Raw genomic sequence first — 18530 nt, forward strand, 5'->3', positions numbered from 1 at the left:
GGGTTGTGAGATGGCGCTGGGGGGGGGTTTGGGGGGGGGGGGGGGGGGGGGGGGGGGGCGGGGGGGGCGCGGGGGGGGGGGGCGGCCCCCCCCCCCCCCCCCGCCTCCGTCGTCCCTCGCGAGGGCGCCTACGCGTCGAGCCGGGCGAGCGCCTGCGTGACGTCGCCGAGCAGGTCGTCGACGTCCTCGATGCCGACCGACAGCCGCACGATCGAGTCGGGCACCTCGAGCTCGGTGCCGCGCACCGAGGCGTGGGTCATCTCGCTCGGGTAGCCGATGAGCGACTCGACGCCGCCGAGCGACTCGGCCAGCTGGAACAGCTCGGTCGACTCGGCGAACCGTCGGGCCGCGGCGGCACCCGCGCTCAGCTGCACCGAGAGCATGCCGCCGAACGCCCGCATCTGCCGGGCGGCGAGTTCGTGGCCAGGGTGGGACTCGAGCCCCGGGTAGTAGACGCGCTCGACCGCCGCGTGCCCCTCGAGGGCCCGGGCGATGGCGAGGGCGTTCGACGAGTGGCGGTCGACGCGCACGCCGAGCGTCTTGATGCCACGCACCGTGAGCCACGCCTCCATCGGCGCCGACACGGCACCGACGCCGAACTGCACGAAGCCGACCTTCGCGGCGAGCTCGTCGTCGCGCACGACGACGGCCCCGCCCACGACGTCCGAGTGACCGCCGATGTACTTCGTCGTCGAGTGGACGACCGCGTCGGCCCCCAGCGCGAGGGGCTGCTGCAGGTACGGCGACGCGAACGTGTTGTCGACGACGACGACGGCCCCGGCGGCGTGCCCGATCTCGGCGAGCGCCGCGATGTCGCTGATCTTCATCAGCGGGTTGCTCGGGGTCTCGACCCAGAGCACGGCCGTCGGGGCGGCCTGGACCGCGGTGCGCACGGCGTCGAGGTCGCTCATCTCGACGGTGTCGAGCGTGACGCCCCAGGGCACCCACACCCGGTTGACGAGGCGGTGCGTGCCGCCGTAGACGTCGTTGCCCATGACGATGCGCGTGCCGGGTGCCAGGACCGAACGCAGCAGCGCGTCCTCGGCCGACAGCCCCGAGGCGAAGCTGAACGCGGCGCTGCCGCCCTCGAGGTCGGCGAGCAGGGTCTGCAGCGAGTCGCGCGTCGGGTTCGCCGACCGCGCGTACTCGTAGCCGCCGCGGAACCCGCCGATGCCGTCCTGGACGAACGTCGACGACTGGTAGATCGGGGGGACGACGGCACCGGTGGTGGGGTCGAAGTCCTGGCCGGCGTGGATCGCCCTGGTCGAGAAGCCGTGGGTCATGAGGATGTCCTTTCGAGGGGGACGGGTGGTGCAGACGGAGGGGGACGAGGAGGCGCGGGCCGGGCCGCCGGGTGACGGTGCCGCCCCGGCCGCTCAGGAGGACAGGAAGGAGAGGACGTCCTGGCGGGTGACGACGCCGACCGGGCGGCCGTCGTCGGTGACGAGCAGGGCGTCGACGGACTCGAGCGCGGACCGGGCCGCCGAGACGGGTTCGTTCACGCCGATCAGGGGCAGGGGGTCGCCGAGGTACGCCGAGACGGCGTCGCCCATGGTCGCGCCCCCGCGGAAGATGGCCTCGAGCAACGCCTTCTCCTCGATGGCGCCGACGACCTCGCCGATGACGACCGGGGGCTCGGCCGAGAGCACGGGCATCTGCGAGACGCCGTAGGTCTTCATGATGCCGATCACGTCGTGGACGGTGTCGGACGGGTGGGCGTGGACGAGGTCGGGCAGCTGCCCGGTCTTCGAGGCGATGAGGTCGCGGACCGACCGCTCGTCGTGGCTGACGCCGAAGCCGTACGAGCGCATCCACGCGTCGTTGAAGATCTTGCCGAGGTAGCCGCGCCCGCCGTCGGGCAGCAGGGCGACGACGACGTCGTCCGGGCCGAGCTCGCGGGCCACGTCGAGGGCGGCCGCGACGGCCAGGCCGGACGAGCCGCCGACCAGCAGTCCCTCCTCGCGGGCGAGGCGCCGGGTCAGCTCGAACGAACGGGCGTCGTCCGCGGCGATGATGCGGTCGACGACCGAGGGGTCGTAGGCGGCCGGCCAGAAGTCCTCGCCGACGCCCTCGAGCAGGTAGGGACGGCCGGTGCCCCCGCTGTAGACGCTGCCCTCGGGATCGGCGCCGACGACCTGCACCGCGCCTCCGGACACCTCTTTGAGGTAGCGGCCGGTACCGCTGATGGTGCCGCCGGTGCCCACGCCTGCGACGAAGTGCGTGATGCGGCCGTCGGTGTCGCGCCAGATCTCGGGGCCCGTCGTCTCGTAGTGGCTGAGCGGCCCGTTGGGGTTGGCGTACTGGTTCGGCTTGAACGCCCCGGGGATCTCGCGCGCGAGGCGGTCGGAGACGCTGTAGTACGACTCGGGGCTGGTCGGCTCGACGGCGGTCGGCGTGACGACGATCTCGGCGCCGTAGGCCTTGAGCACGTTGCGCTTGTCCTCGCCGACCTTGTCGGGCAGGACGAAGACGCAGCGGTAGCCGCGCTGCTGGGCGACGAGGGCGAGGCCCACGCCGGTGTTGCCGCTGGTCGGCTCGACGATGGTGCCCCCGGGCCCGAGCAGGCCGTCGCGCTCGGCCGCGTCGATGATGCGCGTCGCGATGCGGTCCTTCGACGAACCGCCCGGGTTGACGTACTCGACCTTGACGAGCACGGTCGCCGTGATGCCCTCGGTCACCTTGTTCAGCTTGACGAGCGGCGTGTCACCGATCAGGTCGAGGACGGTCTCGGCGTACTTCACGGGTGCTCCGGTTCTCGCGGGGCCCTCGTGGGGCGCGCGCAGGTCGACGACTCGGGTGGTCGGGTCGGTCGGGGCGTCCCCGCCGGACCCGTCCGTCGAGTCTAACGACGGGGTCGTGGCGTGTGACGGAGGGTCGGCGGGCCCGACCGGCTGGCACGCGCCTCCCAGGCAGTCGTGAGAGAAAATGGGTGACGCATCCACGATCGGGTGCGTCCCGACCACCTCCCCGACCCCAGAGGACCCCCGTGGCCAGCAGCGACAAGCCGACCGACAAACCCACCGTCAAGCAGCAGCGAGACGCCCGGCGTCACGAGAAGGTGGCCGAGCTCAAGCGGCAACAGGCCCGGGCGAAGCGCAACCGCACCATCGGCATCGTCACCGCCTCGGTCGCGGGCGCGGCGGCGATCGCGCTGGTCGTCACCTTCGTCGTGACGAGCGGCCAGCCGCGGCAGGACCCCCAGGCCATCGAGATCGACGGCGTGAAGACCTACTCCGACCTCACCGCGAACCACGTCGGCGGCAGCGTCGACTACGCGATGACCCCTCCCGCGGGCGGCGACCACAACCAGATCTGGCTCAACTGCGGCGTCTACACCGAGCCCGTGCCGAACGAGAACGCCGTCCACGACCTCGAGCACGGCGCCGTCTGGTTCACCTACGACCCCGAGCAGGTCAGCGAGGGCGAGATCGAGGCGCTGCGCGACTTCGCCCCCGACACGTACGCGGTCGTCTCGCCCTACGAGGGCCTCGACTCCCCCATGTACGTCTCGGCCTGGGGCGCCCAGTTGCCCTTCTCGAACGTGACCGACGACGAGGCCACCGTGTCCGACTTCGTCACCAAGTACTGGAAGTCCACGAACGCCCCCGAGCCCGGTGCGCCGTGCAGCGGCGGCGTGGACGGCACCGGCAAGATCGCGTGACGGCACCGGGGCGCGACGACGTGATCGACGGGACGGGGCCGCACCGCGCCTCCTCGGGTCGTCGGCTGAGGCTGGTGATCGCGGGGGTCCTGACCGTGGCGATCGTGCTGCTGGTCGGCGTCGCGCTCGGGCGGCTCAGCTCGCCCACCCCGGTCACGCCCGGGACGGACAGCGTCGAGGCGGGGTTCTCGCGCGACATGCAGGTGCACCACGAGCAGGCCGTGCAGATGGCGATGATGGTCCGCGACCGGACCGACGACCCCGCGGTCCGCTCGTTGGCCTACGACATGGCCCTCACGCAGTCGCAGCAGGCCGGTCAGATGTACGCCTGGCTCGAGCTGTGGCGCCTGCCGCAGGCGCCCTCGGAGCCGACCATGACCTGGATGACCCGTCCGACCCTCGACGGGGACTACGGCAGCCACCACATGACCGACGACGGAGGCGCGGGCGGCTCGGCCACGCCCGTCGCCACCCACGAACCCGGCGGCCGCATGCCGGGGCTGGCGACCGACGAGCAGCTGGCGGCACTGGACTCCGCGAACGGCGTCGAGGCCGAGCGGATCTTCCTGACCTTGATGATCGCGCACCACGAGGGCGGCATCGAGATGGCTGACGCCGTCCTGGCGCGCAGCGAGGTGCCGCAGGTGCGGGCCTTCGCCTCGGGCATGGTGCAGACGCAGCAGAGCGAGGTCGACGCCATGCAGGCGATGCTCGTCGAGCGCGGCTGACGGGACGCCTCAGCGCTACGACGACACCTGCTGCCCGTACAGCTCGGCGTACACCCCGCCCAGGGCCAGCAGCTCGTCGTGCGTCCCCCGCTCGACGACGCGACCGGCCACCACGACGAACACGACGTCGGCGTCGCGCACGGTCGAGAGCCGGTGCGCGATGGCGATCGTCGTCCGGCCACGGGTCGCCGTGTCGAGGGCCTCTTGCACCACGCGCTCGGACACCGTGTCGAGGGCGCTCGTCGCCTCGTCGAGGACCATGACGGCGGGGTCCTTCAACAGGACGCGAGCGATGGCGATGCGTTGTTTCTCGCCGCCCGAGAGCCGATAACCCCGCTCGCCCACGATCGTGTCGTAACCGTCGGGGAACGACGCGATGGTCTCGTGGATGTTCGCCTGCCGGGCTGCGTCGACCAACTGTTCGTCGGTCGCGTCGGGTCGCGCGTACCGGAGGTTGTCGCCGATGCTGGCGTGGAAGAGGTAGGTCTCTTGGCTGACGATGCCGATGTTGCCGACCAGCGATTCTTGGTCGAGGCGCCGGACGTCGGTGCCGGCGAATCGCACCGCCCCGCCGGACGCCTCGTAGAACCGCGGGATCAGGTACGAGACTGTCGTCTTGCCGGCACCGCTCGGGCCGACGAAGGCGGCGAACTGACCCGGTGCGATGTCGAACGAGACGCCGTCGAGGGTCTTCTGCCCGGGCTCGGCGTCGGGGTACGAGAACGAGACGTGGTCGAACTCGACCCGGCCGAGCTGCGTCTCGTCGACCGGCTCGGCCGAGGGGTCGTTCGTGATCGCCGGGTGGAGGTCGAGGTACTCGAAGATGCGCGCGAAGAGCGCTCCGGAGGTCTGCAGGTCGAGGGCCACCCGCAGCAGCCCCATGAGCGGGAAGGTCAAGCGGGCCTGCACCGTGGTGAAGGCCACGATCGTGCCCGCCGTCACGGGCACGTCACGGAGGATCAGCCAGGCCGCGACCAGGTAGATGAGGGCGGGGATGACCGAGAGGAAGATCTGGACGACGGCGAAGAACCACTGCCCGCTCATCTGCTGACGCACCTGCAACCCGATCTGGGTGCGGTTCTCGGCCGAGTAGCGCTCGACCTCGGCGCGCTGCTGGTTGAAGCTCTTCGCCAACAGGATGCCGCTGACGCTCAGCGCCTCCTGCGTGATGGCGGTCATGTCGCTGAGCGACTCCTGCGTCTTGGTGGCGATGCGGGCGCGCACCTGGCCCACCCGTCGCTGGGCCACCACCAGCAGCGGCAGCAGGACGACCGTGACGACGGTCATCTGCCAGCTGAGCACGAGCATGGACACGAAGGCCGCGATGACCGTGACCGTGTTGCCGAGGACGCTCGAGATGGTGTTGCTCAGCACGTTCGCGACGCCGCCGACGTCGTTCTGCAGGCGCGACTGGATGACCCCGGTCTTGGTGCGGGTGAAGAACGCGAGCTCCATGCGCTGCAGGTGGCCGAAGAGGCGGATGCGCAACGCACCCATCACCTTGTTGCCGACCGTGGCGGTCAGGTACGTCTGCCAGACGCCGATGCCGGCGGACAGCACCCAGAGTCCCACCATGGCGCCCACGAGTTCGAGCAGCACGGGCACGTCGGGACCGCCCTGGGGGAACAACCCCCGGTCGAACGCCTGCTTGGTGAGCAGCGGTGGAGCCACGCTGACGGCGGCCCCGATCAGGACGAGCACGACGGTGACGACGAGGGCCCGCCGGTGCGGGGCGAACAGGCCGCGGATGCGACGGAACAGGTCGGGGATGCGCGGCGCGGTGGCGTTCGCCGCACGCTGGGCCTCGGCGTCGCCGCTCGAGACCCGGCCGGACCCGCCCGGTCGGCCTCCGCCCCGGGGACCGCCTGCGGGGGCGTGCATCGAACTCATGCGGTCAGCGTAGGCCCGACCCCCGTCACGGGTGGCCCGCCGTCGGATGCCGACGCGTCGTCGCCGTTCGCGGGTGCCGTCACCGTTGCCGTCCCCCGGAAAAGAGCCTCACCTGCGACACGCCGCGACACGCCGTAGAACGACCGTTCGTCCCCCAGTTGTGGGCGCAATGCCCGACAGACCATACGGCGTAATGAACACTCAGTTTAGTATGGCGGTGTCGGTGCACCTGACCAGGCTCCGGCAGCCGCGTTCTCCCTACCCGACGGGCGAGCCTCCCGAAGCGGCCGAGCTAGGACCATCGTGAACACGTCGAACCCCACGGCCGTCGAACCGCCGAGTGCCGAACTGCAGCCCGCCGACCACCGGGCCGCTCTCGATGCCATCGAGCAGGGCTGGACCCAGATCGCCCCCTTGCAGGGAGCGCGTCTGCGCGAGGCCATCCGCTCGACGCCCGAAGAGGAATGGCGCGGTCGACCCCGCATCCTGCTCGCCCTGGCGGCGAGCCACCGCTCGGTCGGCTCCCGCTCGCGCAGTGCGGCCCTGCCCTGGTTCCGCGGCGTCGCCAAGGCGCTCGACGCCGACCCCGACCTGCCGCTCGACATCCGGGCGGGCTACCACGTGCACCTCGGGGCGTCGCTGCGCACCCTCGGCAACTTCGTCGTGGCCCACGAGCACCTCGAGGTCGCCCGGACCCTCATCGAGAACGACCTCGCCGAGTCGATCAGCGTGCGCATCTCGCTCAGCGCCTCCTTCTCGTTGCAGCTCGGCCTCATCCGGCTGCACTACGGCGAGATCGACCAGGCCCGCTTCGCCCTGAGCCTCGCGAACGGTCTCGGCGAGGACCACCTCAGCACCGCCGAGCGGGTCGAGTGCCTCTCGGCGCTCGCCTTCGTCGCGATGCTGATCGGAGACTTCGACCTCGCCGACCGCCACGTCGACCTCGCCCGCGAGCTCGCCGACGGCACCGACCTGCTGGGGAGCTCGTTCGGGGCCCTCACCCAGATCACGCGCGTGCACCTCGCCCTCGAACGCGGTGAGGCCGTGAGCGGCCACGAGGGTCTGCTCGCCGACGTGCGGCAGGCGTCGCGCGGCAGCGACTGGGAGGCGCTCGGCCTGTTCGCCGAAGCGCACGTGCTGCTGTCCGAGGGCCGCTACATCGAGGTGCTCGACCTGCTGGCGCGGATCACCCGCACCATCGACGGGTTCACCGGGCACAGTGCCCTCACCGACTCGGCCACGGTGTTGCGGGCCGAGACCATGCGCCTGCTCGGTCAGCCGCACGAGGCCCGTCGACTCGCGTCGTCGGTGACGTCGTCGCACCACCACATCCGCTGTCCCGGTCGCGTGCTCGCCCTCGTGCACCTCGCCGCCGGTGAACCCGAGGCCGCCCTCGAGGCGCTCGAGCCGTGCCTCGCCATCGGCGACCTGCACAGCGAGCGCACGATGGGCCAGGTCCACGCCCTCCAGGCGGCCGCACACCTCGCCCTCGGCGACGCCCCGCACAGCGACATCGCCTTCGACCAGGCCCTGCTGAGCGCGGGTCACAACGGGTCGATCTGGCTCTTCGCCACCCTGCCGGAGGACGTCCTCGACCACCTCGTGCAGCGCGCCGTCGGCCGTCGCCAGCCGGCCGCCATCGTCGGGGTGCTCGACCGCCTGCGCGGGACCACGGCCGACGTCGTGCCGCAGCTCGCCGAGCCGCTGAGCGACCGCGAGCTCGTGATCGTCCGGCACCTGGCCACCGGTCAGACCCTCGGCCAGATCGGCAGCCAGCTGTTCATCTCGGTCAACACCGTTAAGAGCCACGTCCGCAGCATCTACCGCAAGCTGCAGGCGTCGTCGCGGCGCGAGGCGATGACCCGCGTCAAGCAGCTCGGCCTCGACCTCGACGACTAGGGACGAGGAGGCGCGGTGCCGGCCGTGGGGTAACCTCTCGCGGTGCCCCACGAGTCCCGCGTCACGTCCCGTCCGTCCCTCCTCGCCCAGCTGAGGGCGCGCAAACCCCTCGAGGCCTACGTCGCCGAGAGCGCGGCATCCGCCGACGGCGGCCCCCGTCTGCGACGCACCCTGGGCGTCTGGCACCTCACGGCGATCAGCATCGGGGCGACCCTCGGCACGGGCATCCTGGTCGTGCTGGGCACCGCCGTCCCGCTGGCCGGCCCCGCCGTCTGGATCTCGTTCGTCCTCGCGGGCGTCGCGGCCCTGCTGTCGGCCCTGTCGTACGCCGAGATGGCGGGCAGCGTGCCCGTGTCGGGGTCGAGCTACTCGTACGCGTACGCGACGCTCGGCGAGGGCATCGCGTGGGTCTGCGGGTGGTGCCTCGTGCTCGAGTACGCCGTCTCGGTCGCGGCCGTCGCCGTCGGGGCGGGGCAGTACGTTAACGAGGCCCTCGACGTGTTCGGGCTCGCCCTGCCGGCCGCGATCGCCGAGCCCCCGGGCGCCGGCGGCGTCCTCAACCTGCCCGCCGCGGTCCTCGTCCTGCTCGCCACCCTCGTGCTCGTTCCCGGCGCGCGCGAGAGCGCCTGGGTCAACACCCTGCTCGTCGTCGTCAAGGTGGCGCTGCTCGTGTTCTTCGTCGCCGTCGCCTTCACGGCCTTCCGCGCCGGGAACTTCGAGCCGCTGGCACCGATGGGCGCGGCCGGCGTCTCGGCGGCGGCCTCGCGCCTGTTCTTCTCGTACATCGGCTTCGACGCGGCGTCCACGGCCGGCGAAGAGGCCCGCGACGCGAAGCGCGACCTGCCGCGCGCCATCATCGCCTCGATCGTGATCATCACGGTGCTCTACATCCTGGTGGCCGTCGCCGCTATCGGTGCGCGCCCGTGGACCACCTTCACCGACGGCGAGGCGACCCTCGTCACGATCGTCGCCGACATCACGGGACAGCCGTGGGTCGCCTTCCTCTTCGCCGTCACCGCCGTGGCGGCGATCGCGAGCGTCGTGTTGACGGTGCTCTACGGTCAGACGCGCATCTTCGTCTCGATGGCCCGCGACGGCCTCGTGCCCCGCGTCCTCGGCCGCGTCTCGGCGCGCACGCAGACCCCCGTCGCCGGCACCCTGATCGTCGGCGGAGCCGTGGCCGTCGCGGCGGCGGTGATCCCCCTGGGCGCCCTGGCCGACGCGACGAGCATCGGCACGCTCTTCGCCTTCGCCCTGGTCAACGTGTCGGTCATCTGGCTGCGGCGCAACCGACCGGAGCTCGACCGCACCTACAAGGTGCCCCTCTACCCGCTGACCCCGGTCCTCGGCTGTGCCTTCTGCGTGCTGCTCATGGTGACCCTCGGGTGGGTCACCTGGGCGGCCTTCGCCGTCTGGATGGTCGTGGGCACCGCGGTGTACCTCGGGTACGGCCGCCGACACTCGGTCCTGGCCCGCGCCTCCTGACCCGGCCCTCCGCGTGGTCGGCGGGTCGCAGCGGAAACGCCAGAAGGCGCCACCCCGAGGGGTGGCGCCTTCCGTGTGGTGCTGAGCAGACGTGCCGCTCAAGCGCAGAGGGCCGCGAGGGCCCGCCGACTACTTGAGGGTGATCGTCGCGCCGGCGGCCTCGAGCTGAGCCTTGGCCTTCTCGGCGGCGTCCTTCGTGGCACCCTCGAGGACGGTGCTGGGGGCACCGTCGACGACGGCCTTGGCCTCGCCGAGACCGAGGCTCGTGAGCGCGCGGACCTCTTTGATGACCTGGATCTTCTTGTCGCCGGCAGCCTCGAGCACGACGTCGAAAGCGGTCTGCTCTTCGACCTCTTCAGCGGCGGCGGCGGGGCCGGCGGCACCGGCAGCGGCCACGGGGGCAGCAGCGGTGACCTCGAAGACCTCTTCGAACTTCTTCACGAAGTCGCTGAGCTCGATGAGCGTGAGCTCCTTGAAGGCCTCGATCAGTTCGTCCTGCGTGAGCTTCGCCATGGTGTTCTCCTTATGGGTTTTCTAAAGTGTGGGTTGGTACGACAGCTGTTTAGCTGTCGGCTTCCTGCTTGGCACGCAGCGCCTCGACCGTGCGAACGGCCTGGGACAGCGGTGCCTGGAACAGGTAGGCAGCACCGAACAGCGAAGCCTTGAAGGCGCCGGCCAGTTTGCCCAGCAGCACCTCTCGGGACTCGAGATCGGCGAGCTGCTTGACCTCGTCTGCCGTGAGCGGGTTACCGTCGAAGTAACCGTTCTTCACGATCAGAGCGGGGTGTGCCTTGGCGAAGTCACGCAGGCTCTTGGCGACGGCGACAGGGTCACCGTGCACGAAGGCGATCGCAGACGGTCCGACGAGTTCGTCGTCGAACGAGCTGATTCCGGCGTTGTTGGCCGCGATCTTGCTGAGCGTGTTCTTCACCACGGCGTACGTCGCGTCTGCACTGATGGACTTGCGGAGCTCTTTCAGCTCGGCAACAGTGAGACCGCGGTACTCGGTGAGCAGGACGGCGGTCGAGTCACGGAAGTTGTCCGTGAGCTCGGCGACCGATGCTTCCTTGTTCGCCATGGCTCTCCTAAAACGTGGGTGTGCCGGCAGCCCCCGGGAACTCGACTCGGCCGCGCCGAGACCGGCGCCGCACCAATGAAAAAAGCTCCGGCGCAAGCGCACGGAGCTGGATCTCTTCGAGAAGAGGAACGACTTCACACACCTGCGCTGGTCGCTCTCTCTCGAGAACCTTCGGCACCCGTCTGCGAGCAGACGACTACAACCGGCGGTCTTGGGCTTCGTACAGAGTAGACGCAGGAGGCGCGCTCACGCAAGTCGCGCCTCCTCGGCTTCGGGGTGGGGTGCGTCCGCGGGCGTCACGAGCGGCAGGCGGACCGTGAAGGTCGCTCCCCCGGCCGAGCTCGCGACGTCGACGGTGCCGCCGTGGGAGTGGACGACGGCCTGGACGATCGCGAGGCCGAGCCCCGTGGAGCCGGCCTTCCGCGACCGCGAGCTGTCGGCGCGGGCGAACCGCTCGAACAGCACGGGCAGCACGGCCGGGTCGATGCCCGGCCCGTCGTCGGCGACCGAGACGACGGCCTCCCCCGACGTGTCGTCGACCGTGAGCGAGACGTGCACGTGGGTGCCGTCGGGCGTGTGGGTGCGCACGTTCGTCAACAGGTTCGCGACGATCTGGTGCAGGCGCATGGCGTCGCCCGACACGGTCACCGGCTCGTCGGGCACGTACACGTCGACGTCGTGCGTGGGTCCGGCCACGTGGGCGTCGTTGACCGTGTCGAGCACGACCCTGGTCAGGTCGACGTCGCCCGTGACGAGGTCGCGGCCCTCGTCGAGGCGGGCGAGCAGCAGGAGGTCCTCGACGAGCGAGGTCATCCGCAGCGACTCCGACTCGATGCGGCCCATGGCGTAGACCACGTCGTCGGGCAGTCCGGTGTTCATGCGGCGGGTCAGCTCGGCGTAGCCGCGGACCGACGCGAGCGGGGTGCGCAGCTCGTGCGAGGCGTCGGCCACGAACTGCCGCACCTTGTTCTCGCTCTGCTGACGGGCCTCGAGGGCCCCGGCCACGTGGCCCAGCATGCGGTTGAGCGATGCGCCGACGCGGCCGACCTCGGTGCGGGTGTCGGCGTCGGCCTCGTCGACGCGTTCCGCGAGGGCCACCTCGCCGCGGTCGAGCGGCAGTTCGGCGACCCGCAGCGCCGTGTCGGACATGCGCTCGAGCGGGCGGAGGGCGCTCCGCACGACCCCGTAGGCGATCGCGATCGCGACCGCGAGGCCGATGAGGGTCACCGCGAGGATCGTGACCACCATGACCGTGATGGTGCGGTCGACGCTGCTCGTCGGCAGACCGACGACGAGGTACGCCGGCGTGGTGGCGAGGGAGCCCGACGTGGTGGTCGTCTGGTAGCCGACCGCGAGCGACTCCACCCGGTACGACCCCAGCGCCGACCCGAGCGAGACGGACTCGGGCGCGGTCGAGCCGGCGACGGTCGTCACGACCGAGGTCAGGTCGTCGGTCAGGCGCGGCGTGACGACCCGACCCGACTGCTCGACCTGGTACGCCGCCACGACCGTCCCGTTCACGACGACGGCCGTGAAGGTGCCGGGCGACTGCCGCGGGCCCGAGAGGTCGTCGCCGTCGGGCGTCAGGTAGGGCCGGCTCGTCGAGCCCTGCGCGTTCACCATGGGCACGGAGCGGCCCGTCGCCCCCTCGAGCTCGTCGTCGAGCTGACGCATGAGCGACGCCTGGAGCACGAACACGCTGACCGAGCCGATCACGATGGTCAGCAGCACCACGAGCGCGACGATGCTGAGGATCAGGCGGTTGCGCAGCGTGAGCGGCCCGGCGAGACCGGGCGCCCGGCCCACCAGGCCCCGGAGGCGCGAGCCCACCCGGGCGGGCAGGGCATCGCTCACGACGTGGGCTTGATCACGTAACCGACGCCGCGCACGGTGTGGATCATCGGCTCTTCGCCGACGTCGATCTTCTTGCGCAGGTACGAGATGTAGATCTCGACGACGCTGGACTTGCCACCGAAGTCGTAGCTCCAGACCCGGTCGAGGATCTGCGCCTTGCTCAGCACGCGGCGGGGGTTGCGCATCAGGAAGCGCAGCAGCTCGAACTCGGTCGCGGTCAGCTCGATCTCGCGACCGGCGCGCGTCACCTCGTAGCTCTCCTCGTCGAGCACGAGGTCGCCGACGACGATGCGCGAGTCGCCCGCCTCGCTGATGGCCGAGGCCGACCGGCGGATCAGGCCGCGCAGGCGGGCCACGACCTCTTCGAGCGAGAACGGCTTGGTGACGTAGTCGTCGCCCCCGGCGGTGAGACCCGACACGCGGTCCTCGACGCTGTCCTTCGCGGTGAGGAACAGGATCGGGGTGTCGTCACCGCTCGACCGCAGTCGACCCAGCACCTGGATGCCGTCGATGTCGGGCAGCATCCAGTCGAGCACGATCGCGTCGGGCTTGAACTCGCGCGCCGTGGCGAGGGCCGCCTGACCGTCGGAGGCCGCCTTGACGTCCCATCCCTCGTAGCGGAGGGCCATCGAGAGCAGGTCGGTGAGACTGTTCTCGTCGTCGACGACGAGGACTCGGAGAGGCGTTCCGTCGGCACGGGTGAGGCGGGGGGCCGAGGCGGTGGCGGGGGTCGTTGTGGTCACCTCTCCAAGTATCGAGTGGTTCCTATGAACCGACTGTGATCAGTCGATGAGCGGGCTGCGCATCGTCCCCGGGCGACCCACGCGGGCCGCGACCACCCGGGGCGCCGGGCGCGCGTCAGGCGGACGGGTAGTCGGCGCAGGCGAAACGAGCCGAGTCCGGGGCCCAGCAGGGCACGTTGATCGTGCCCTGGCCGCCGAAGAGGGCGAGCACGTCGCGTGGCGCCCGGCCCGGCACGGGCAGGCCGTCGGGACCGAGGGGCAGGGTGCGCAGCACGACGTCGCGGTTCTCGGGGTGGCCGAGCGTGCCGGGCTCGAACGACACCCAGAGCAGCATCGAGCCGTCGGGCGACACGTGCGGGAACCAGTTGACCCGTTCGTCGTCGGTCACCTGCAAGACGTCTCCGCCGTCCAGTCGGCTCCGGAAGAGCTGCGCGTGGCCGGCGACCCCCGCGGAGGCGCGTTCCGAGTTGGCCCACAGCCACGCCCCGTCCGGAGAGAACTCGGCCCCGTCGTCGGGGTGCTCGTCGTCGGTCACCGGCGTGGTCGCGCCGTCGGCGAGCGAGACCAGGGCGACGTTCGTGCGCCAGCCGGCCCGCGCCTCCTCGTCGTCCGGGTCGTCGACCGGCGCCGGCAGGGCGCCGACGATCACGCTGAGCGTGGCACCGTCGGGCGAGACGCCGTGCAGGTAGTTCTTGTGGTTGCGGCCCGCGGGGTGGTCGCGCGTCACGCGGCGGGCGGTGCCGCCCGGGGTCACGCCGTCCCACGGCACCTCGTACAGGTGGCCGTCCCGGGCGCTCACGATCACGGCCCCCTGGTCGGGAACGATCACGTGGTCGTTGTTGATCTCGGGCACGTCGCCCATCGGCACCGGCTCGAGCGCCGTCTCGTCGACCCCACGGGCGTCGGCGGGCACCCGCCAGAGCAGGCCGTCGCCGTTGACGACGAGCCAGCGACCGTCGGGGCTCCAGTTCGGGGCCTCGACGAGCACGCGGGTGCTCTCGAGGACGACCTGGACGTCGCCGGTCGCGGGGTCGACGACGAGCAGGCGGCTCCGTTGGCCGGGCAGCAGGATTCGGGGCATGGGATCAGTCTGCCGTCACTGGTTCGAGAAGGCGGCGTCGAAGGAGGCGCTCGGCCGTCTCCAGAGGAGTGAACGGATGTAGGCGAGCGCCTCGGGAGCACCGTGCAACCGGTCCATGCCCGCGTCCTCCCACTCGATCGAGATCGGGCCGTCGTAGCCGATCGCGTCGAGGGCGCGGAAGGCGTCCTCCCACTTCATGTCGCCGTGGCCGGTCGAGACGAAGTCCCAGCCCCGGCGGGGGTCGCCCCAGGGCAGGTGGGAGCCGAGCACGCCCGAGCGCCCGCTGGCGGGCTTGATGCGGGTGTCCTTGCAGTCGACGTGGAAGATCCGGTCGGCGAAGTCGGTGATGAACGACACCGTGTCGACCCCCTGCCAGAGCATGTGCGAGGGGTCCCAGTTGAAGCCGAAGGCCGACCGGTGCTCGATGGCCTCGAGCGCCCGGACGCTCGTCCAGTGGTCGTAGGCGATCTCGCTCGGGTGCACCTCGTGGGCGAACCGGACGCCCTCGGCGTCGAACACGTCGAGGATGGGGTTCCAGCGGTCGGCGAAGTCCTGGTAGCCGGCGTCGATCACGCTCGCCGGGACCGGCGGGAACATCGCCACGTAGGGCCAGATCTTCGAGCCGGTGAAGCCGACGACGGTCTCGACGCCCATCTTGCGCGCCACCCGTGCCGCCCGCTTCATGTCCTCCGCGGCCCGCTGCCGGACGCCCTCGGGCTCGCCGTCGCCCCAGGTGGACGGGCGCACGATCGCCTGGTGCCGGAAGTCGATCGGGTCGTCGCAGACCGCCTGCCCGGTCAGGTGGTTCGAGATCGCCCAGACCCCCAGGCCGTGCCGCTCGAGCACGTCGAGTCGCGACCGCAGGTACGCGTCGTCCTGGTCGGCGCGCTCGAGGTCGAGGTGGTCGCCCGACGCGGCGATCTCGAGGCCGTCGTAGCCCCACCCGGCGGCGAGTGCCGCGACCTCCTCGAAGGGCAGGTCGGCCCACTGGCCGGTGAACAGGGTGACGGGGCGGGAGCTCTCGGCCATGGGTTCCTTCTCGGGGGCGACGGGGGTGCGGGCGGGCGGCGGGGGCGGTGCGGGCGGCGGCGGGGTCGGGACGGTCGGGGTCAGGGCAGGTCGACCCACCGGCGCGACGCGGCGGACGCGAGGACCGCCTCGGTCACCCGGACGGCGCGCAGGCCGTCGGCGAAGGTCGGCAGCCCCTCGGGGGTCCCGCCCCGGACGGCGTCGTGGGCGTCGCGCACGAACCCGGCGAACGCGTCGACGTAGCCCATCGGGTGCCCGGCGGGGACGGTCGACAGGCGGGCGGCGTCGGGTGCGAGCACGGCCGCGTCGCGGGCGACGAGCTGCGTGCCCGACCGGCGTCCGACCCAGAGCGTCTCGGGCTCCTCCTGCGAGAACTCGAGGCTCTCGGCGGTGCCCGACAGGTCGAGCAGGAGGCGGTTCTTGCGACCCGGCGCGACCTGCGACACGAAGAGGGTGCCGATCGCCCCCCGTGCCGTCTCGAACACGACGGCCGCCTCGTCCTCGGTGTCGACCGACGAGCCCCCGCGGTGGGTGTGCACGGTGGTGGTCGTCGAGGTCAGCCGGGCCAGCCGGTCGCCCAGGACGAACTCGAGCAGGTCGACCAGGTGGCTGCCGATGTCGGCGAAGGCGCGTGACGGACCGCCCGCGGCCGAGTCGACCCGCCAGTCGACGTCGTCGCTGTCGAGCAACCAGTCCTGCAGGTACGAACCCCGGACGCTCAGCACGCGGCCGACCTCGCCCGTGGCGACGCGGGCCCGGGCCTCGCGCACCATCGGGTGGTAGCGGTAGACGAAGGGCACGGCACCGACCAGTCGCCCGGCCCGGGCGGCCTCGACCAGGGCCTCGGCCTCGGCGCTCGAGGTCGCCAGCGGCTTCTCGCAGACCACGTGCTTGCCGGCGGCGAGCGCCGCCAGCGCGACGGGCGCGTGCGTGGCGTTCGGCGAGCAGACGTGCACGACGTCGACGCCGGGATCGGTCACGAGGTCGTCGACGCTCTCGTGGGAGGTGTCGACGCCCAGGGAAGCCGCCGCGTGGGCCGCGCTGGCGGCGCTCGAGGAGGCGAGGGCGACCACGCGGGCACCGGCCGACCGCGCGGCGCCGGCGTGCACGCGCGCCATGAAGCCGCCGCCCACGATGCCGACGCGCAGGGGTTCGACGCGACCCGCGCCTCCTCGGCTCGGCGCTGCCCGGCCGGCCGGGCCGGCGGTGGCGCCCACCGGCCCCACCGCCGTGGCCACGGCCGGCTCGGTCACTTCACGGCCCCCGACGACAGTCCGGTGATCAAGTGTTTCTGCACGAGCATGAAGCCTATGAGCACGGGCAGCGAGACGACGACCGAGGCGGCCATGAGCTGGTTCCAGTAGACGTCCTGCTGCGAGGCGTAGGCGCGGAGGCCGATGGAGAGCGTGCGCGTGTCCTTGCTCGTCAGCACCGAGGCGAAGAGCACCTCGCCCCAGGCCGTGATGAAGGCGTAGACCGCGACCGCGATGATGCCCGGCTTGGCGACCGGGATGATCACGCGGAACAGGGCACCGAGGCGACCCGTGCCGTCGATCATCGACGCCTCCTCCAGCTCTTTCGGGATGGACGCGAAGTAGCCCGTCAGCATCCAGATCGAGAACGGCAGCGAGAACGTCATGTAGGTGATGATCAGGCCGAGGTAGCTGCCGGTCAGCTGCACGCCGACCGTGCGCTGGATCTGAACGAAGATCAGGAACAGCGGCAACAGGAACAGGATGCCCGGGAACATCTGCGTCGACAGCACGACCAGGCTGAAGCTGCGCTGGCCCTTGAACCGCAGGCGGGCCAGCGAGTACGCGGCGAGCACGGCCATGGCCACCGACAGCACCGTCGCCGAGATCGTGACGATCAGGCTGTTCTTGAAGTACGACGCCAGCGGCACCGTCTGCCAGATCTGCACGTACGGTTCGAGCGTCACCCGGCTGGGGATCCAGGTGAACAAGCCCTGGACGTCGGCGAGCGGCTTGATCGAGGTGGTCAGCACCACGTAGAGCGGGACGACCACCACGAGCGACAGGAAGGCCAGCCCGAAGAAGCGGAAGACCTTGAACCCACGGGTCTCAATCATCGTGTTGTCCCTTCGGCAGAACCATGCGGATGTAGAACGCCGACGCGATCAGCAGCACGACCAGGAGCATCACGCTCATGGCACCGCCGAGGCCGAAGTTCCAGTTGTTGAACGACTGCTGGTAGATCAACGGCGAGATGAGCGTCGCCTGCTCGGGCGACGCCGGGCCGAAAAGCACGTAGGGCACGTTGAACTGGTTGAAGATCCACAGGCTCATGATCAACAGCAGCACGGCGTTGGCCGGCTTGACCATGGGCAGGGTGATCTGGGTGAACTGCTTCCAGAGGCTGGCGCCGTCGAGGCTCGCGGCCTCGTAGACGTCGCCCGGGATGTTCTGCAACGCGGCGAGCAGCATCAGGAAGGCGAAGGGCCAGAACTGCCACGCCGTCACGATGACGATGGCCCAGAACGAGTTGCCGCCGAGCAGCCAGAAGGGGCGGTCCTGCAGGATGCCGAGGTCGTCCACCAGGAAGCGGTTGATGGCCCCGTCGCGCTGGTTGAACATGAAGGCCCAGGCGATGGTGCCGACGTACGACGGCAGGGCGTAGGGCACGAGGAAGAGCGTGCGGAGGATGCCGCGGCCCTTGAACGAGCTGGTCAGGAGCACCGCGCCGAGCATGCCCATGCTCCAGGCGATGGCCACCACGATGACGGTGAACATCAACGTGCGCCCCAGGGCCCCGTACAGCTGGCCGGCGATGGGCGAGGACGGGTCGAGCGCGGTGACGAAGTTCTGCAGGCCGACGAAGGGCGCGTTGACCCAGTTGGCGATGCTGAGCTGGTTCAGCGTGATGAACGCGATCCAGATGCCGAGCACCATCGGGACGATGTGGACGAGCAGTTCGGCCAGGGCGGCGGGCGCCACCAGGAAGTAGGCGAGCGGCGATCGGTGCTTCTTGCGCTTGGCCGGCTCGATCGGGGCCTGCTGGTGCGGGTCGGGCGGGAGATCTTTCTCGGCGGTGGCGGGGGGCAGGACGTTGACGGTCATGAGGG

The 18530-nt window shown here is 71.1% G+C and carries 16 protein-coding genes; 4 read left to right on the forward strand and 12 right to left on the reverse strand.

Going from position 1 to position 18530, the window contains the following annotated elements; translation table 11 throughout:
* Positions 1 to 128: 128 nt before the first annotated feature.
* Both ACIOSR_RS04410 and ACIOSR_RS04415 read right to left on the reverse strand, forming a co-directional pair.
* Complete coding sequence (locus tag ACIOSR_RS04410) at positions 129 to 1283, reverse strand: cystathionine gamma-synthase (protein WP_402751928.1); 1155 nt, start codon at positions 1281 to 1283, stop codon at positions 129 to 131.
* A gap of 93 nt (positions 1284 to 1376) precedes the next feature.
* Positions 1377 to 2741 (reverse strand): cystathionine beta-synthase, encoded by a 1365-nt coding sequence (locus ACIOSR_RS04415; RefSeq protein ID WP_056046509.1) that lies wholly within the window; start codon positions 2739 to 2741, stop codon positions 1377 to 1379.
* Positions 2742 to 2986: 245 nt separating this feature from the next.
* Here ACIOSR_RS04415 and ACIOSR_RS04420 point away from each other — a divergent pair, with 245 nt between their 5' ends.
* Together ACIOSR_RS04420 and ACIOSR_RS04425 are read left to right on the forward strand one after the other, a co-directional pair.
* Positions 2987 to 3661, forward strand: a complete 675-nt coding sequence (locus tag ACIOSR_RS04420; protein WP_402751929.1) for a DUF3105 domain-containing protein — start codon at positions 2987 to 2989, stop codon at positions 3659 to 3661.
* Positions 3658 to 4389 (forward strand): DUF305 domain-containing protein, encoded by a 732-nt coding sequence (locus ACIOSR_RS04425; protein ID WP_402751930.1) that lies wholly within the window; start codon positions 3658 to 3660, stop codon positions 4387 to 4389. Before ACIOSR_RS04420 ends, ACIOSR_RS04425 begins: the two co-directional genes overlap by 4 nt.
* A gap of 15 nt (positions 4390 to 4404) precedes the next feature.
* Here ACIOSR_RS04425 and ACIOSR_RS04430 read toward each other — a convergent pair whose 3' ends face one another.
* Positions 4405 to 6279, reverse strand: coding sequence for an ABC transporter ATP-binding protein (locus ACIOSR_RS04430; protein WP_402751931.1), 1875 nt, complete (start codon positions 6277 to 6279; stop codon positions 4405 to 4407).
* A 303-nt stretch (positions 6280 to 6582) separates the two neighbouring features.
* Here ACIOSR_RS04430 and ACIOSR_RS04435 point away from each other — a divergent pair, with 303 nt between their 5' ends.
* Positions 6583 to 8178 (forward strand): LuxR C-terminal-related transcriptional regulator, encoded by a 1596-nt coding sequence (locus ACIOSR_RS04435; protein WP_277960195.1) that lies wholly within the window; start codon positions 6583 to 6585, stop codon positions 8176 to 8178.
* A 42-nt stretch (positions 8179 to 8220) separates the two neighbouring features.
* Complete coding sequence (locus ACIOSR_RS04440) at positions 8221 to 9663, forward strand: APC family permease (protein ID WP_159826117.1); 1443 nt, start codon at positions 8221 to 8223, stop codon at positions 9661 to 9663.
* 129 nt (positions 9664 to 9792) lie between these two features.
* Here the strand turns inward: ACIOSR_RS04440 and rplL are convergent, their stop codons facing one another.
* The 9 genes from rplL to ACIOSR_RS04485 all read right to left on the reverse strand — a co-directional run bounded on the left by rplL (position 9793) and on the right by ACIOSR_RS04485 (position 18525).
* Complete coding sequence (rplL, locus tag ACIOSR_RS04445) at positions 9793 to 10176, reverse strand: 50S ribosomal protein L7/L12 (protein ID WP_056046519.1); 384 nt, start codon at positions 10174 to 10176, stop codon at positions 9793 to 9795.
* A gap of 49 nt (positions 10177 to 10225) precedes the next feature.
* Positions 10226 to 10741 carry a 50S ribosomal protein L10 gene (gene rplJ / locus ACIOSR_RS04450; RefSeq protein WP_043592926.1) on the reverse strand — a complete coding sequence of 172 codons (516 nt, stop codon included), beginning with the start codon at positions 10739 to 10741 and terminating at the stop codon, positions 10226 to 10228.
* Positions 10742 to 10987: 246 nt separating this feature from the next.
* Complete coding sequence (locus ACIOSR_RS04455; protein WP_402751932.1) at positions 10988 to 12595, reverse strand: ATP-binding protein; 1608 nt, start codon at positions 12593 to 12595, stop codon at positions 10988 to 10990.
* Positions 12592 to 13350: a response regulator transcription factor gene (locus tag ACIOSR_RS04460; protein ID WP_056046521.1), complete on the reverse strand. Its 759-nt coding sequence runs from the start codon at positions 13348 to 13350 to the stop codon at positions 12592 to 12594. Before ACIOSR_RS04460 ends, ACIOSR_RS04455 begins: the two co-directional genes overlap by 4 nt.
* Before the next feature lie 103 nt (positions 13351 to 13453).
* On the reverse strand, positions 13454 to 14419 hold the full coding sequence (locus ACIOSR_RS04465) for a biopolymer transporter Tol (RefSeq protein WP_402751933.1): 966 nt from the start codon (positions 14417 to 14419) through the stop codon (positions 13454 to 13456).
* Positions 14420 to 14434: 15 nt separating this feature from the next.
* Positions 14435 to 15448, reverse strand: coding sequence for a sugar phosphate isomerase/epimerase family protein (locus ACIOSR_RS04470; RefSeq protein WP_402751934.1), 1014 nt, complete (start codon positions 15446 to 15448; stop codon positions 14435 to 14437).
* A gap of 80 nt (positions 15449 to 15528) precedes the next feature.
* Positions 15529 to 16701, reverse strand: a complete 1173-nt coding sequence (locus ACIOSR_RS04475) for a Gfo/Idh/MocA family protein (RefSeq protein ID WP_402751935.1) — start codon at positions 16699 to 16701, stop codon at positions 15529 to 15531.
* Positions 16698 to 17537: a carbohydrate ABC transporter permease gene (locus ACIOSR_RS04480; protein WP_043592933.1), complete on the reverse strand. Its 840-nt coding sequence runs from the start codon at positions 17535 to 17537 to the stop codon at positions 16698 to 16700. The genes ACIOSR_RS04475 and ACIOSR_RS04480 overlap by 4 nt, the downstream gene beginning before the upstream one ends.
* Entirely contained in the window at positions 17530 to 18525 is a 996-nt protein-coding gene (locus ACIOSR_RS04485) for a carbohydrate ABC transporter permease (RefSeq protein ID WP_082460311.1), read from the reverse strand. Before ACIOSR_RS04485 ends, ACIOSR_RS04480 begins: the two co-directional genes overlap by 8 nt.
* Positions 18526 to 18530: the final 5 nt, after the last annotated feature.

The sequence above is a fragment of the Frigoribacterium sp. NPDC087798 genome, assembly GCF_044742985.1.
In the GTDB taxonomy this organism is placed as follows: Bacteria; Actinomycetota; Actinomycetes; order Actinomycetales; family Microbacteriaceae; genus Frigoribacterium.

Excerpts from the sequence above, each read along its gene's own strand:
- ACIOSR_RS04410 (WP_402751928.1), bottom strand. The coding sequence starts at position 1,283 with ATGACCCACGGCTTCTCGACCAGGGCGATCCACGCCGGCCAGGACTTC.
- ACIOSR_RS04430 (WP_402751931.1), bottom strand. The coding sequence starts at position 6,279 with ATGAGTTCGATGCACGCCCCCGCAGGCGGTCCCCGGGGCGGAGGCCGA.
- rplL (WP_056046519.1), bottom strand. The coding sequence starts at position 10,176 with ATGGCGAAGCTCACGCAGGACGAACTGATCGAGGCCTTCAAGGAGCTC.
- rplJ (WP_043592926.1), bottom strand. The coding sequence starts at position 10,741 with ATGGCGAACAAGGAAGCATCGGTCGCCGAGCTCACGGACAACTTCCGT.
- ACIOSR_RS04465 (WP_402751933.1), bottom strand. The coding sequence starts at position 14,419 with ATGCCCCGAATCCTGCTGCCCGGCCAACGGAGCCGCCTGCTCGTCGTC.
- ACIOSR_RS04470 (WP_402751934.1), bottom strand. The coding sequence starts at position 15,448 with ATGGCCGAGAGCTCCCGCCCCGTCACCCTGTTCACCGGCCAGTGGGCC.
- ACIOSR_RS04480 (WP_043592933.1), bottom strand. The coding sequence starts at position 17,537 with ATGATTGAGACCCGTGGGTTCAAGGTCTTCCGCTTCTTCGGGCTGGCC.
- ACIOSR_RS04485 (WP_082460311.1), bottom strand. The coding sequence starts at position 18,525 with ATGACCGTCAACGTCCTGCCCCCCGCCACCGCCGAGAAAGATCTCCCG.